This is a genomic window from Methanoregula sp. (assembly GCF_041663825.1).
Lineage (GTDB): Archaea > Halobacteriota > Methanomicrobia > Methanomicrobiales > Methanospirillaceae > Methanoregula.
Genome location: NZ_JBAYLY010000012.1, coordinates 39,882 through 55,136, shown reverse-complemented (window position 1 = coordinate 55,136; position 15,255 = coordinate 39,882). Strand labels below are relative to the sequence as shown.

Genomic DNA, 15,255 nt, shown 5'->3' with positions numbered 1-15,255 from the left:
TGCTGAGATTATTCCTGCACGAACCTGTCAAAAAATACCATTTTCTTTGTATCTTTCTTTGAGGCAAGAGAAATTTCCTGGGGGAATCCTGCGGGAACCAGTGAGACAAGGGCATACTTTTCCGGGACATTTAAAAGCTTACGAACATCTTCGGCATATTCTTTTTTAGCACCCGCAACCCAGCATGAACCTACACCATAGGCATGCAGCCCAAGTATCAGATTTTCAGTCGCGGCGCAACAGTCTTCCAGGTAATATTTTGTATTGCGTTCTCCAAAAACCGCAAAACAGACCGCTGCATCAGCGATAAATTTCCCATGATCGGTAAAATCTGCAATTTTTTTTAACTGTTCTTTTGTACGTATCACGCCAATCAGCCACGGCTGGATGTTCATAGCTGTTGGTGCATGAACCGCGCATTCTATTACATCATGAATGAGCGTATCCTCCACAGGATCTGATTTGAATTTCCTGACACTGTGTCGTCCTTTGATAGTCGCAGTAATAACATTCATAGATTGGATATAGAGAAACAACTGATAAAAATGTTATGTACCTCTGAAAAACCGGTTATTGCTGTTTTTTCAGGATAACAACTGCGGTAAGTGCACAAACAGAAAGCAGTGCCAGGACCGTACTAAACCCGGAGGATTTCGTGGGGGTTGTTTCTACAGGGGTGAGTGAGGTAGTGACGGCAGGCACAGTTACTGTTGTTTGAGCAGTTGCCGGCACGGTGGTGATTACGGTCGTTAGTAAAGTTACAGGTTTTTGTGTTGTGGATGTAGTGGCAATCTGGGCCGTCGGACTTGTTGTAGGGACATTCACCGAGATTAACGGATTCTGATCCTGATCGAGCAGACTGGTTTCCTCGCTTATCGTCTTACCGGTTACACCATAATTATCCTTCATACGGTTCACATTGCATTCCGCCCAGATGGAATAAGTACCGGTGGGGTAGAGAGAATTGCCGGTATCCCATATCGAACCTGTTTCATAGGTTGGTATTGAAACAACGAGATTTTCAATAGGATGCGCATTTCCCGAACTATCGACAAGCGCGGAGTATATTCCACCATCCGGAGATCGAACCTTTATGGTAATACCCTCTGATGATGAACTACCTCGCAAAAATACCTGATTCAGGTTTGTATCGATCCTGAATGAGACCTGATCGCCCCGGGGCACCCATTTATCCGTCACATCAACATTGACCGTTGTATCCGCCACCCGGATATCCAGATTAGGATCAGCAACGAGGAATGCAACTCCATCCGGTTTATCTTGCGCATTTAGGCGGTACCACGAGCCGGGGTACGGACCGAACGTTGTAGGAGAGACATAGAAATTGGAGGGTGTTGTAACCGGCATACGGGATTCTGGAGAACTCGTGGCTATAGCTGCACCCGATGCCCACCAGCCAATCTGCGTATCGTTCCCCATTGCAGAAGTAATGTCAAGTCCCTGCTCTCCAATAAACACAGTATTACCCTGATAGATTTGTGTATATCCCGCGGTCACGGGAAGGATCATCAGTAAACACAAAACCATACTGAGGATCAAACATAGTCTGGTTATTCCGGGTACCATAGACACCCATTCTGTTTTTGTCTTAAAAAATCTGACGCTCACGGAATTTTCATCCGGTAAAGAGAATGAGGGAACTGTATTTCACAAATTACAGACCGGATCAATAATTTCCAAAAATTGGTGCTGGTCACGTAAAAACCGGAACGCCCCCCATATCATCATTTTTCACTACACCCCCCCACCCCCGGGCCACAAGAGGGGGGTGGGGGTATCATGCTTTAAAAAATCGGTCGGGGGGTGGGGGTACCTCTCATTTTTGGGAGTGGGGGGTGCCACCCCGGGCTGGCAGGAGGGGGTACCCCCAATGAACCGGGAATCACTTCGGCAAGTCCTGTTAAAAAATTCTGATGTTTGTAAAGGAAAATTTAGAGAAGTACAGAGACTCATCTCTGCAACAGGAACCACAACCGGTACAACAAAAACCAATGGTGCGTATTTTGGCTGCCAGAAGATCAGGAGAGATCATGCATCAAAAAGAATAGTTCATATTATCAGTATTATTCCTTGCAAATCGCATCGAAATTCTCGTACACTCTATTCCCATCCAGCGTGTGGCTTACCTCGGGATGCCACTGGAGTCCGTAAATCCTTTTTTGGGGACATGCAATGGCCTCTACATCGCAGATGTCAGAACGGGCAAGCAACGTAAATCCTTTCGGCACCCGGCAGACTTCATCCGCATGGGAGGCCCAGACTGGAATTTTTTCAGGATACCCTGCAAGGATATCATCAGGGTCGATAATGCGGACTTCGACCGAACCGTATCCCCCGCATTTACCCGAATGAACATCTCCACCGAATTTTTTTGCAATGATATGAAGACCAAGACAGATCCCAAGAACAGGAAGTCCCAGATCCAAATATTCGGCACATATTCCTGCACGTTCGATTGCCGGGCCTCCGCCGAGAATAATCCCCCGGTACCCTGCTGCGACCTCCTCTTTTGGGGTCGTATTGGGAATCAGTGCCACATCAATATCCAGATCCCTCAGGGCACGGTGTATCAGATGGTTGAACTGCCCATAATTATTGACCACACAGATTGGAAGCATTATCCTTGTATATCTATGATAAAATGGGTATTAAGCCTGTTCAGCTGTATGCCTGAACAGTCTTGAAGATCTTTTTCTGGATCTGATCCGGAGTAAATCCCATAATGCATGCCATAAACATCGCTCCCCCGGCGCCGGTTCCTTCCTTGACCTCCCCGTTACAGTACCGGGCAAGACCCTCATGCCCCAGTTCGCCAAATCCGGGATCGACATAATATACGGATATCCCCATCATCGCCGCAAGTTTCTCCACATTGGCGGTTCGGTCATCGCGGACATATACCGTCGTTGCGATCATAGGCATGGGACCGTTCATTGCCTTAATCACACCGCAGACTGCAAGCATCTGGGTTCCCCCGGCAAGCACCAGAGTTCCCTTATAAGTATGGGCAATACCTGCCGCAACCGGGATCATCGGGTCTCCGACACGTTTGATTATTTCGAGGGGATCTGTAATATTATCCGCTGCAATTTTCTTTACAACCTCCTCGCAGATCATCTCTTTCTGGTTTATTGGGTTCTCTACAAAACTGCTGCTGACCGTGGCAGGATACCCAAGAGCGCGAAGCACACAGAGTGCAGTCGTTGTACCACCCGGCACACATTCACCCAGAACGAGCAGGTCACCTGACCACGAAAGGAGCCTCCCGATCTCTTGTCCATGGCAAAAAAGTTGTTTTGCAACAGGAACTGCATCACATTTCCGCGGATCTTCTCCCATTTGTCCAAGCGCATCAAGATACGGAACGGTCAGAGGATATTTCAGCCCTGCATTGATAAAAAGCGGGGGAACACCAGTCAGTTCTATCATCGCACGTGTAATGGATGCCGGGGTTGGGCAGCCCGACGGAGTATTAGGTTTGAGCGGGAAACTGGTGATACTGCCACTCGTTACCAGTTCGGCATCAAGATTGGGGGTCAGAAGGGTTTTTTCCGGTGTCGGACCCGCTCCGGAGATACCGGGGATCGTTGAGACCAAGGTGTTCCCTAAGATTACACAAAAAATTGGCTTTTTATAGGGGATATTGGGAGATATAGAAAGGAAAGGCATAGCGAATCAACGTATGATCATTTTTTACCCATTATGTTTGAACATATCGGCATATCGTGTCATAACCCTATAATAGGAGGGTAACCCCATTACCTTTTTGAAATGTTTGAGATCGAAGAACGGCTGGAAAATAAGGGAATTACTCTCGATGCCATTGTCGATGCGGCCATGGGGCTCTACGTCTCCCATGGAATGCCGGAAGAACAGGCGTCCATGAATATAAAAGCAAAAATACAGAAATACCTGAAGGATCCGAACGTCTCCTACCTGCTCATTGGTGCGGTGCTTCTCGAAGAAGAACTCTACGAAAAACGCAAAAATTCTGAGATTGCCGAAGAACTGGTCTTTTTATTGAGCGACGAGATCATCGGGATTGCCATTGCAGAATGCATAGGCGGAACATATGCACAGTTCGAGTTCCCCCGGTATGACCAGAAAAAGCCCGGCATCCTTGCCACCCGGGGTCCATTCCCTGACGATGCCGTGGCAGGTCTGATAGCTGGATGCACCTCCCGTCTTTACAGTGAATGTGTATGAGATCGTTTCTGTCACTCTTACAGTTCACCACCATACTTCCTTTGGGAAAACCACAGGAGTTTGATCAATTTGCACGCCATTCATGGCTCTACCCGGTTGCAGGGTATGTAATTGCGCTTCTGGTTGCGGTACCGGTATTTTTTATTACCGATCGAACGCTCGCTGCCGCTGTTGCCGTAGCGGGAGTGATCCTCCTTTCAGGTGCACATCACTTTGACGGCCTTCTTGATTTTGGCGACGGACTGATGGCGCATGGCGATCATGAGAAAAGAACCCTGGCCCTCACTGACAAATATGTCGGTGCCGGGGGTATTGCTGTCGGGCTTGTTATCACCCTCCTTCTCTTTGCCGGTCTCCATGCAGCCACGTCCATTATTTCCGCACTCATCATTGGTGAGGTCTGTGCAAAATTTTCCATGGCATTTCTTACAGCGTATGGGACACCATTCAAAGAGGGGATGCATAGCTACCTCCACCAGTATGCCCGGCCCTGGTTCCCGTTCCTCTCGATACTTCTGTGCATACCCCTCGTTTTCCTTCCAGTAACCCCGTTCCAACTGGTAACAGCAGCGATAGTCATGATCCTGTGCCCCCTCAGTCTCCTCGTAGTATCCGAAAAACTATTCAGAGGGATCAATGGGGATGTAGTCGGGGCAGCAAACGAGATTACCCGGGCCCTCGTAATTGTTGCGCTGGCACTGACCTGAACCTTTGATGTTCTTTCGTGCCCCAACACCATCTTTAATATTTGTTCTGCTCGCACTCTTGATCGATGTTTAAGGATCTAGGCGTACACATGAAAGGTGGCGTCATCACCGAGCGGGACGCACAGTACTGTACCGTCCGCATACGTCTGCCCGCCGGCATATTTTCAGTAGAGCAGATGCGCGGAATTGCCACCATCGCAAAACGGTATGGAAAAGGGTTTGTCCATTGTACCGCACGGCAGACTGTGGAAATCCCCCATGTCGAACCAAAAAGACTCCGGGCGCTGGCAAAAGCGCTGATGAAAAATGGCACGCCGATTGGATCTGAACGTGACGAAATTGTCAACGTGATTGCCTGCCCGGGCACCGAGCGCTGCAAATTTGCCAATATCGATACAGCGAGCCTTGCAAAAAAGATCGATCAGAAATTGTTTGGTAAAGTCATGCCGGTTAAAATGCGTATTGCAGTATCCGGCTGCCCGAATGGATGTACAAGTCCCCAGCTCAATGAGATCGGGATCATGGGCCGGGTAAACCCCCTTCGTATCAAGGGTCAGTGCACGGGCTGTGGAACCTGTGTTGAATACTGTAAGGAAAACGCGATTATTATCCGGAACGGGTTATCCGAACTCAATGAAGACAAATGTGTCCAGTGCGGAGTATGTATCCAGTCCTGTCCGTTCGATCTTTTAAAAGCGGAAAACCGGCATTTCCTGATCATTGTCGGGGGAAGGCGGGGGCGGCACCCGCATATCGGCCGTGAACTCATCAAAGTACCGGATGAAGAGACCGTCATCAAAGTAGTAGAGAAGATTGTTGATTGGGTTTACCGACGGGCATGGAGCGGAAGGATGTTGTCGGATCAGATGAACGATATTCAATTCGAAACATTCAGAGATGATATAAAAAAAGAGATTTCCACACCAGCCGTTCAGATATAGTGATTCAATATAATTTTAAAAAACCCTCGTTTTTATCATCATCACATTCGACAGCCGATCCGTCCCGTACCAGCGTGTTAAACATCATTGCGGCACTCATGAGCGTTTCATCGGCTGCGCCCCGTTGTCGTATGTCATTGAGCGCTTTTACCTGGGGCGATGGAGCAAGACGGGTTCCTACACGGATACCCTGACAGTGCCTGCAGTATGCACAGGAACTGTACACCGATACATTGCGCCCGGCGCATTCAACAGTCACCCGGTTTTTAGTTGTGTCCCGCTGGAACGGTAGTGTCTTCATACCAAAGAGAGTATTCAAACAAAGATATGAGAATATCGGTATGGATCTTCTCCTGAAAAAAGGGTAGAGAGAATCGAAATACTTTAAATAGATGCGTCTCATATATGTAATACTCGCATAGACAGACGGTATGCGGACAATTACAACATGGGAGGAACATTGAATGGCAGCTGATAAGCCCCACATGAATCTGGCTGTTATCGGACACATTGACCACGGAAAGTCAACTACCGTTGGCCGCATGATGTTCGAGACGGGTGCAGTACCTGCACACATTATTGAGGCCTACCGAAAGGAGGCTGAATCGAAGGGTAAGGCGACTTTTGAATTCGCATGGGTCATGGATAACCTCAAGGAAGAGCGTGAAAGAGGTATCACCATCGATATCGCGCACAAGCGATTCGATACCGCGAAGTATTACTTTACAGTCGTAGACTGCCCCGGGCACAGAGACTTTGTCAAGAACATGATCACCGGCGCATCACAGGCCGATGCTGCGATCCTTGTCGTAGCAGCTCCCGATGGTGTCATGGAACAGACCAAGGAACATGTATTCCTTGCACGAACGCTCGGTATCTCGCAGATCATCATCGCTATCAACAAGATGGATGCAGTAAAATATGATGAGAAGCGTTTCAACGAAGTCAAAAAGGATCTTTCGGAGCTCATCAAGATGGTCGGGTACAAACCCGACGAAACACTTTTTATCCCGGTCAGCTCGCTTCAGGGCACCAATATTAAGGTAAACAGTCCTGAAACCCCGTGGTACAAAGGGCTCCCGCTAATCGCGGCACTTGACACATTCAAGGAACCGTCAAAACCAACTGACAAGCCACTTCGGCTTCCGATCCAGGATGTATACAGTATCAGTGGTATCGGAACCGTTCCGGTAGGCCGTGTTGAAACCGGTGTCATGAAGAAAGGTATGAAAGTGTCCTTCATGCCGGCAAACAAAGATGGAGAAATCAAGTCCATTGAAATGCACCACGAGGAAATCCCCCAGGCAGTACCGGGAGACAACGTTGGGTTTAACGTCCGTGGTATTGCAAAGGGCGACATCCGCCGTGGCGATGTCTGTGGACCCGCTGAGCAACCCCCAACCGTAGCAGAGGAATTCACTGCACAGGTTGTCGTGCTCCAGCACCCCAGCGCAATCACCGTCGGTTACACGCCGGTCTTCCACTGCCACACAACCCAGACCGCATGCACATTTGTTGAGCTCAAGAAGAAACTTGACCCGCGCTCTGGCCAGACCAAGGAAGAGAACCCCACATTCTTAAAGACCGGTGATGCGGCAATCGTCCAGATTAAGCCGACAAAGCCCATGGTCATTGAGAATGTGAAGGACCTCCCGCAGCTGGGCAGGTTCGCTGTCCGTGATATGGGTTCAACCATCGCAGCCGGTATGTGTATCGCCGTTCAAGCAAAACAGATGATTAAATAAATTTTTGGAGTGATCATCATGCAAAAAGCCAGAATTCGCCTGACAGGGACAGATTTCAATAAAGTAGAGATGGTCTGTGACAGGATCCGAGAGATTGCAGAACGCACAGGGGTGAATCTGGCTGGGCCCATCCCACTCCCGACAAAAAGACTCGTTGTTCCAATCCGCAAAAGCCCCGATGGGGAAGGAACCGCAACATTTGATCGCTGGCAGATGCGTATCCATAAGCGACTCATTGATATCGATGCAGATGAGCGCGCACTCCGCCAGTTGATGCGGATTCAGGTACCAAAAGATATCGGCATTGAAATTGTTTTAGAGAGTTGAAGGTGCGGCACGTGGAAAAAGCCGCTTCTTTTTCCGATAAGATAAAACATATTTTTACTTTTGAACGCGTTTTTCTTTTAATTTTATTGCTTACCATTATCGTGAGATTCTGGAATCTGGATCTCAAATTACTCCACCATGATGAAGCCATCCATTCATGGTTTTCCTTTGATCTCCTGACAAAAGGAACCTGGGTCTACGACCCCAGTTACCACGGTCCCTTCCTTTATTATGTCACTGCCGGGATGTTCTCACTTTTTGGCGCATCAGATCTTGTTGCACGGTTGCTTCCGGCATTATTCGGCACGCTGCTTGTACCACTGGTCTACTTTATTTACCGACTCGGGTATATCACAAAGGCACAGACACTCGTTGTCGCACTGTTCATTGCCATTTCCCCGGATATGGTCTATTTCTCCCGGTTCCTCCGTCATGATATATTCATGCTTTTTTTCACCATGCTCCTCCTTGTTGCCCTACTCTATTACCTTGAGCGGGGGCAGTTGCGATATGTTATTGTCGCTGCAATAGCTACAGCGGGGGCACTCTCCTGTAAAGAAGAGATGCCGATTATACTTTTGATATTTATCTCGTTTTTCGGATATGCACTCTGGAAAAAACGCATTACCCTCCCACCACAATGGAAAAATGATCTGTTGATCGGACTGCTTCTTACAACAGGGCTTCTGGTCGCCCTGTATTCAGCATTCGGTATGCATCCGGAGACGCTCGTCGGTCAGAATTTCCAAATCAATACCACTGGATGGTATCAGGCTGCTGACCACTGGTTGGCCATGCATGAAGAGCAGCGTCTTGGTGGCCCGTTCTATTTCTACATACCTTTGTATCTCCTCTATGAATTACCGATATTCCTTCTTGCAATACTGGGGACACTCCAGTTTGTATTCAAAGGTACTAACCTGACCCTTACGGGCAGGCGTATAAAAAACTGGCTGAAATCCCGCCACTTTGAACTTTCAACAGCGGACCTCGCCACAACAAGCCTTACCCAAATCAGGACACCCCGAATAACAACTGAAAAATCCGAGTTCTTCTTCCAGTTTTGTATCTACTGGATGATTCTGACCATGGCGTTTTATGCGTATGTCGGGGAGAAAGTGCCTTGGCTTTTAATCCACCAGTTGCTTCCCATGTGCTTTGTCGCTGCGTACAACCTGAACTGGCAGAAGATTGCATTTGTTCTTATCGGCGGCCTCTTCCTGCTCCTGATGACATGGCACGTCGCGTTTATCCCGGCAGATATCAATGAGCCCATTATTCAGGTTCAGAACTCCGAAGACATGAGAGTTGTCATGAACCTGATTGACGCTTCAGATCACGTGATCGTCGCATCGAAGGATTACTGGCCGTTACCCTGGTATTACCGGGGCGATCGGTGGAATAAGATCACATTCTATGGTCAGATAGAGGATGAAAAGACCCTGATCGAGAACCACCCCGGGGTGATCATTCTTCACGATACGGAAAGTTATCCATCGCTGACGGGATACGATAAAAAGACCTACAAACTCAGTTACTGGTTCTCATTCTACGACAATGATAACCGGCTCTTTGATTATTACATTCACCGGGACGGCAAGATGGGAAGTATCAATATCGATGTTTTTACCCCGCAACGGTGAGAGACCATTCTATGGTCTCATCAACTTTCAAGTGTGTCGGATAAAGTCGGAGTAATTTTACTCTGGCATCATCTGTCGTAAGCTTCAATCATCTCGTGAACAAGACTTGTAGCAGTCCGGAACATCACGCGGTAATTATGTTCGCAGGCATGCATGCCGGTAGCAATAGCAAGATGAGTTTTTCCCGTACCTGAGTTCCCGAACAGGGGAACAGTCTTGTGTTCCAGAACAAATGCAAAAGACTTCAGTTCAGAGAGCACTCTTTTACCTTCTTTTGGGAGGGTTTCGGGTTCACCGGCCCCACGCTCTCTGCACTATTTGCACTATTTGCCAGCCCTGCTCTGGGGGGAAAACGCGGCAAAGTGGAATATCGCTATCCTGTGAACACAAAAAAGATGTTACCTTGCCCACTCTCATGATATCTCTTTATCAGGGAGACCATGCAACGGCGCCATCCGATGCTGCCCGGCAGTATTTCCCCCCGCTGCCGAAAATTTCATCAGATCGGCCGGGGATTACCAGTAATTATGCGTACCGGTTTTCTTGTTCCCGCCATTATTCTCATATCAATGCTGGCAGCGGGATGCATCCAGATGCCGGGCTTCCACTGGAGGGGATCCTCACCGGATCCGGTTGTCGGCCAGTGGGTAAGGGGTGAGCCGCCCCAGACCGATTTCCACATGATATTTTTTGAGAACCAGACGTACCTGTACTCCACGTATTACCTTGAACGCGGGGAGCAGATCGAACAAGGGAACTGGACAAAGACCAGCATCGGGAGATATATCGCGCATTCTCGGACAGGGAATGCTACGTCCTGGGTCTATGATTCCTCGGATGACTCACTGCACATCAACGGTATGCCGCTCTTCCGGTACACCAGGTACAAAGGATAGCGAGCTCCTCATTGCCCGGCACCATTATGATCTTTTCAGAGAATACCGGCACACCGGCAGCGGGACCGGACAGGTGCGTGGCACTGATACATAATTGTCCGATTATTATTACAAAAAGGATTTTTTAACAAACTTTTCCGAGGTCATCGGACTGACATGCATTTATACAATCACTTTTGAAGCGTCGTACACGCAACTACCGGTCTCGTGAAAAACATCCGGACCGGCAAGCGTACGAGGCGGTCTTTATGACTACCACGGGATCCATAGGATCCTCAATCCGAAAACAGGCAAAGCCTGCGGTAATGATCTTTTTCCTGCTCACCCTTATCGTGGGCATTCTTTACCCGCTCGTTGTCACAGGTGTCGCACAGGTGGCATTCCCGGTCCAGTCAAACGGGGATCTCCTCATACATAACGGGAAGGTCGCCGGTTCGTCCCAGATCGGGCAGCCATTTTCATCGCCACAGTATTTCTGGGGCCGTCTCTCCGCGACATCGCCGATCCCGTACAATGCCGGTGCATCGGGCGGATCCAATCTCGGGTCCAATAACCCGGCGCTCGTGAACCAATCCCAGGCCCGGGTTGATGCCCTCCATGCCGTGGATCCGACCAACACCAAAGAGATCCCGGTCGATCTTGTCACTGCATCGGGAAGCGGCCTTGACCCGGACATCTCGGTTGCCGCTGCGTACTACCAGGTACCCCGCATTGCCCGGGAACGCAACCTCCCAGAATATGAGGTCTCCGCGCTTGTCGCATCGCAGATCGAGCCCCGCGAGTTCGGAATATTCGGCGAGCCCCGGGTAAATGTCCTCTCATTAAACCTCGCACTCGATGACCTGAGTGCCGGGAAAATCTCCGTACCGCAGTCTTCCGGATCAAATACCCATGCCAGCCCTTCGGATTCGGTCTTTGGCATGAGGATCGCGGACTGGATCCAGGTGCTCCTCTTCATCGGCCTTGTTGCACTCCTCTGTATCCCCCTTGGGGCATGGATGGCAAAAGTTTTTACCGGCAAGCCAAACTTCTTCTCCCCGGTCTTTGACTGGACAGAACAGAAGATCCTTGCCATAAGCGGCGTCGACCCCGGGGAGGAGATGGACTGGAAGCAGTTTGCGGTAGCAGTCATGGTCTTCACCATCCCCTGCATCGCGGTCGTCTTTTTCCTCCAGCTCGTCCAGCAGTTCCTCCCCTTGAACCCCGCCGGCCTTGGTGCCGTCCCCTGGGACCTCTCGCTTAACACGGCAGTAAGTTTTGCAACAAATACCAACTGGCAGGCCTATGTCCCCGAAGTCACCATGAGTTACTTCACCCAGATGGTGGGCCTGGCAGTCCAGAATTTCCTCTCGGCCGCGGTCGCTCTTGCGGTTCTTGTCGCGCTCATCTACGCGTTCACCCGGAAATCCGGGACAACGATCGGAAACTTCTGGTCGCTTCTTGTGAAAAGCACCCTCATCCTGATTCCCATCTGCCTGGTCATCTCCCTGGTGCTTGTCTCGCAGGGAACACCCCAGACATTCTCCGGTGCGGTAACCGTACCGCTCCTTGACCCGGTAAAAGACAGTACCGGCGCTCTTGTCACCACCCAGACGATCCCGCTTGGGCCCGTCGCCTCGCAGGTCGCTATCAAGCATCTCGGCACAAACGGCGGGGGGTTCTATAATGCCAACTCGGCCCACCCTCTCGAAAATCCCACACCGTTCTCAAACCTTGTCGAGACCTTTGCGATCATCATCATCCCCGCAGCGCTCTGCATGATGTTCGGGGGCATGATCGGATCGCGGCGTAAAGGGGTCGCGCTCCTCATCGCCATGTCCCTGATCTTCCTGCCACTGGTCGGTCTTACCATCTGGTCGGAGCAGGGCGGCAACCCGGCGTTTTCATCGCTTGGTATCGACCAGACCCCGTCCCACCTTCAGTCAGGAGGGAATATGGAAGGAAAAGAGGTCAGGTTCGGGATCGTTCCCACCGCCCTCTTTGCAGTCGTGACAACGGTCACCTCATGCGGTGCAGTCGATGCCATGCACGATTCCTTCATGCCGGTGGCCGGTGGGGTCATGCTCTTTGACATGCAGCTGGGCGAAGTGGTATTCGGTGGCGTCGGCTCGGGACTCTACTGCATGCTTGTCTTTGCCATCATCGCGATGTTCATTGCCGGCCTCATGGTAGGACGGACGCCGGAGCTCTACGGTAAGAAGATCGAGCAGTTCGAGATGAAGATGGCGACGATCATTATCCTCATCCCGATCATCCTGATCCTTGCCTTCACCTCGCTTGCCGTACTCACGCCCGCAGGACAGGCCGGAATCTTTAACCCGGGGCCGCACGGGTTCTCAGAGATCCTGTACGCATTTACCTCGGCCACGCAGAATAACGGCAGCGCCTTTGCCGGGCTCTCGGCAAACAGCCTGTTCTACAACCTTGCGACCGCAATCTGTATGTTTGTCGGGCGCTTTGCGACAATCATCCTTACGCTCGCGCTCGCGGGATCGCTTGTCGCAAAGAAGATCGTCCCTGCAGGAGAAGGAACGCTCCGCGATCACCGACCGCTCTTCATCATCTGGCTTGTGTTTGTCATCATAGTGATCGGTGCGTTAAGTTACCTCCCGGCACTCTCTCTTGGCCCCATCGCTGAATACATGGGGATGATAGGAGGTGTCATCCATGTCTGAAACAACAGACACCCGGGCCGTCCAGAAGATCCCGGGCCTGTACCGCAGGGCAGGACTTGACGCGGTCATAAAACTCGACCCACGGACCCTGATTGCAAACCCGGTCATGTTCTGTGTCGAAGTCGGAAGTGCGCTCACCACCATCCTCTTTGTCCTTGCCGTTCTCGGGAATGGCGAGGCGCCAGCCGGGTTCATCGGCGCAATCTCCGCGTGGCTCTGGTTTACCGTCCTCTTTGCTAACTTTGCCGAGGCACTTGCCGAAGGCCGGGGAAAAGCCCAGGCCGAATCCCTCAGGAAGATGCGGCAGGACACAACCGCAAAACGGCTTCGAGACAATTACCGGATCGCAAAAGGCGGTGAACCGAAAGCAACCGACTTCGAACAGGTGTCCTCATCGCTACTCCGCAAGTCAGACCTGTTCTATGTAAAGGCCGGGGACACGATCCCGGTGGACGGGGAAATTCTCGAAGGCATCGCTTCAGTAAACGAGAGCGCAATCACCGGGGAGAGTGCCCCGGTCATCCGCGAATCCGGCGGGGACCGGAGTGCAGTCACGGGTGGCACGGTCATTCTCTCTGACTGGCTGATCGTCCGTGTGAGTGCAAATCCGGGGGAAGGATTCCTCGATCACATGATCAGTCTCATTGAGGGTGCAAAGCGCCAGAAGACCCCGAACGAGATCGCACTCAACCTCCTTTTACTCGGCCTGACCACGATCTTTATCGTCGTGGCAGCAGCGCTCTATGCCTTCTCCGCGTACAGCGTCCAGTCCGCCGGGGCCGGCACAACGGTCACCATTACGGTGCTTGTGGCGCTCTTTGTCTGTCTTGCACCGACTACGATCGGCGGCCTCCTCTCCGCAATTGGTATTGCAGGAATGGACCGGTTGATCCAGAGAAACGTGATCACGATATCTGGCCGTGCGATCGAGGCGGCCGGGGATGTGGATGTCCTCCTGCTCGACAAGACAGGCACCATCACGCTCGGGAACCGGCAGGCGGTTGAGTTTATCCCGGTTGACGGGACTGACATTAACGATCTGGCAGAGACCGCACAGCTGGCGTCGCTTGCCGATGAAACACCCGAGGGCCGCAGTATTGTCGTCCTTGCAAAAGAGAAGTACGACCTCCGGGGCCGGACGGTCGGCGCTTCGGGACCCGACATCGGGATGCAGTTTGTCCCGTTCTCAAGCCAGACCCGGATGAGCGGTGTCGACCAGGGCGAACTCCATATCCGGAAAGGCGCAGCCGATGCGCTGTTCCGGTATATCGAAACGAGCGGTAATACGGTATCCGATGAACTCATACAGACCGTAGATACCATCTCACGGGCCGGCGGCACGCCGCTTGTCGTCGCACGGAACGGAAAGGCGCTCGGCGTCATCCACTTAAAAGATATCGTCAAAGGTGGGATCAAGGAGCGCTTTGTCCAGCTCCGGAAGATGGGCATCAAGACCGTCATGATCACCGGGGACAACCGGCTCACGGCCGCGACCATTGCGGCAGAAGCCGGCGTCGACGATTTCCTGGCCGAAGCAACGCCCGAGAGCAAACTCAAACTGATCCGGGAGTACCAGGCCGGCGGACGGATGGTCGCGATGACCGGCGACGGGACAAACGACGCCCCGGCACTGGCGCAGGCCGATGTCGCGGTCGCGATGAACACCGGCACCCAGCCGGCCCGGGAAGCGGCAAACATGATCGATCTCGATTCCAACCCGACCAAACTTATCGAGATCGTGGAGATAGGTAAGCAGCTCCTCATGACCCGGGGGGCGCTGACCACATTCTCCATTGCAAACGATATCGCCAAGTATTTCGCCATCATCCCGGTCGCGTTTGCCTCGACATACCCGTCGCTTGGTGCGCTCAACATTCTCGGTCTTCACGACGGGATTCTTGCCGCGGTGATCTTCAACGCGCTTATTATCGTCGCACTCATCCCGCTTGCGCTGCGGGGCGTGAAGTACCAGGCAATGTCGGCAGGAGAGGCATTGCGGAACAACATTTTGATCTACGGAGTCGGCGGGCTTATTGCCCCCTTCATCGGAATAAAGATCATTGATATGCTGCTTGTGTTCCTTGGAGTGTGAAC

General features: G+C 51.4%; 15 protein-coding genes. 9 read left to right on the top strand and 6 right to left on the bottom strand.

From position 1 onward, the window contains the following. Positions 1–8: 8 nt before the first annotated feature. The 4 genes from WCX19_RS07450 to cobT form a co-directional block, all read right to left on the bottom strand. On the bottom strand, positions 9–515 hold the full coding sequence (locus WCX19_RS07450; RefSeq protein WP_373006707.1) for a nitroreductase family protein: 507 nt from the start codon (positions 513–515) through the stop codon (positions 9–11). Between the two features lie 55 nt (positions 516–570). Then, positions 571–1,530: a DUF3821 domain-containing protein gene (locus tag WCX19_RS07445; protein ID WP_373006705.1), complete on the bottom strand. Its 960-nt coding sequence runs from the start codon at positions 1,528–1,530 to the stop codon at positions 571–573. 554 nt (positions 1,531–2,084) lie between these two features. Continuing rightward, complete coding sequence (locus tag WCX19_RS07440) at positions 2,085–2,639, bottom strand: GMP synthase subunit A (protein ID WP_373006703.1); 555 nt, start codon at positions 2,637–2,639, stop codon at positions 2,085–2,087. 40 nt (positions 2,640–2,679) lie between these two features. Further along, positions 2,680–3,690, bottom strand: coding sequence for a nicotinate mononucleotide-dependent phosphoribosyltransferase CobT (gene cobT / locus WCX19_RS07435; protein ID WP_373006701.1), 1,011 nt, complete (start codon positions 3,688–3,690; stop codon positions 2,680–2,682). 102 nt (positions 3,691–3,792) lie between these two features. Here cobT and WCX19_RS07430 point away from each other — a divergent pair, with 102 nt between their 5' ends. The 3 genes from WCX19_RS07430 to WCX19_RS07420 all read left to right on the top strand — a co-directional run bounded on the left by WCX19_RS07430 (position 3,793) and on the right by WCX19_RS07420 (position 5,875). After that, positions 3,793–4,227, top strand: a complete 435-nt coding sequence (locus WCX19_RS07430) for a phosphatidylglycerophosphatase A (protein ID WP_373006699.1) — start codon at positions 3,793–3,795, stop codon at positions 4,225–4,227. After that, positions 4,224–4,934 (top strand): adenosylcobinamide-GDP ribazoletransferase, encoded by a 711-nt coding sequence (gene cobS, locus WCX19_RS07425; protein ID WP_373006697.1) that lies wholly within the window; start codon positions 4,224–4,226, stop codon positions 4,932–4,934. Before WCX19_RS07430 ends, cobS begins: the two co-directional genes overlap by 4 nt. 89 nt (positions 4,935–5,023) lie before the next feature. Then, positions 5,024–5,875, top strand: a complete 852-nt coding sequence (locus tag WCX19_RS07420) for a 4Fe-4S binding protein (protein ID WP_373006695.1) — start codon at positions 5,024–5,026, stop codon at positions 5,873–5,875. A 4-nt stretch (positions 5,876–5,879) separates the two neighbouring features. On the opposite strand, the gene WCX19_RS07415 is transcribed toward WCX19_RS07420, so the two are convergent. Further along, positions 5,880–6,176, bottom strand: a complete 297-nt coding sequence (locus tag WCX19_RS07415; protein WP_373006693.1) for a hypothetical protein — start codon at positions 6,174–6,176, stop codon at positions 5,880–5,882. A gap of 163 nt (positions 6,177–6,339) precedes the next feature. Here WCX19_RS07415 and tuf point away from each other — a divergent pair, with 163 nt between their 5' ends. The 3 genes from tuf to WCX19_RS07400 are packed head-to-tail and all read left to right on the top strand — an operon-like array spanning position 6,340 to position 9,590. Next, positions 6,340–7,620, top strand: coding sequence for a translation elongation factor EF-1 subunit alpha (gene tuf, locus WCX19_RS07410; protein ID WP_373006692.1), 1,281 nt, complete (start codon positions 6,340–6,342; stop codon positions 7,618–7,620). Positions 7,621–7,638: 18 nt separating this feature from the next. Further along, positions 7,639–7,947, top strand: coding sequence for a 30S ribosomal protein S10 (rpsJ, locus tag WCX19_RS07405; protein WP_373006690.1), 309 nt, complete (start codon positions 7,639–7,641; stop codon positions 7,945–7,947). Between the two features lie 2 nt (positions 7,948–7,949). Next, on the top strand, positions 7,950–9,590 hold the full coding sequence (locus WCX19_RS07400) for a flippase activity-associated protein Agl23 (protein WP_373006743.1): 1,641 nt from the start codon (positions 7,950–7,952) through the stop codon (positions 9,588–9,590). A 68-nt stretch (positions 9,591–9,658) separates the two neighbouring features. Here WCX19_RS07400 and WCX19_RS07395 read toward each other — a convergent pair whose 3' ends face one another. Beyond that, positions 9,659–9,850 carry an ATP-binding protein gene (locus WCX19_RS07395; protein ID WP_373006688.1) on the bottom strand — a complete coding sequence of 64 codons (192 nt, stop codon included), beginning with the start codon at positions 9,848–9,850 and terminating at the stop codon, positions 9,659–9,661. Between the two features lie 267 nt (positions 9,851–10,117). Between WCX19_RS07395 and WCX19_RS07390 the strand changes: the two genes are divergently transcribed. The 3 genes from WCX19_RS07390 (at position 10,118) to kdpB (ending at position 15,253) form a co-directional block, all read left to right on the top strand. Continuing rightward, complete coding sequence (locus tag WCX19_RS07390; protein ID WP_373006686.1) at positions 10,118–10,486, top strand: hypothetical protein; 369 nt, start codon at positions 10,118–10,120, stop codon at positions 10,484–10,486. 248 nt (positions 10,487–10,734) lie between these two features. Further along, the gene (gene kdpA, locus WCX19_RS07385; protein ID WP_373006684.1) at positions 10,735–13,161 is read left to right on the top strand and encodes a potassium-transporting ATPase subunit KdpA; all 2,427 of its coding nucleotides are present in this window, start codon (positions 10,735–10,737) and stop codon (positions 13,159–13,161) included. Further along, positions 13,154–15,253: a potassium-transporting ATPase subunit KdpB gene (gene kdpB, locus WCX19_RS07380; RefSeq protein WP_373006682.1), complete on the top strand. Its 2,100-nt coding sequence runs from the start codon at positions 13,154–13,156 to the stop codon at positions 15,251–15,253. Before kdpA ends, kdpB begins: the two co-directional genes overlap by 8 nt. Positions 15,254–15,255: the final 2 nt, after the last annotated feature.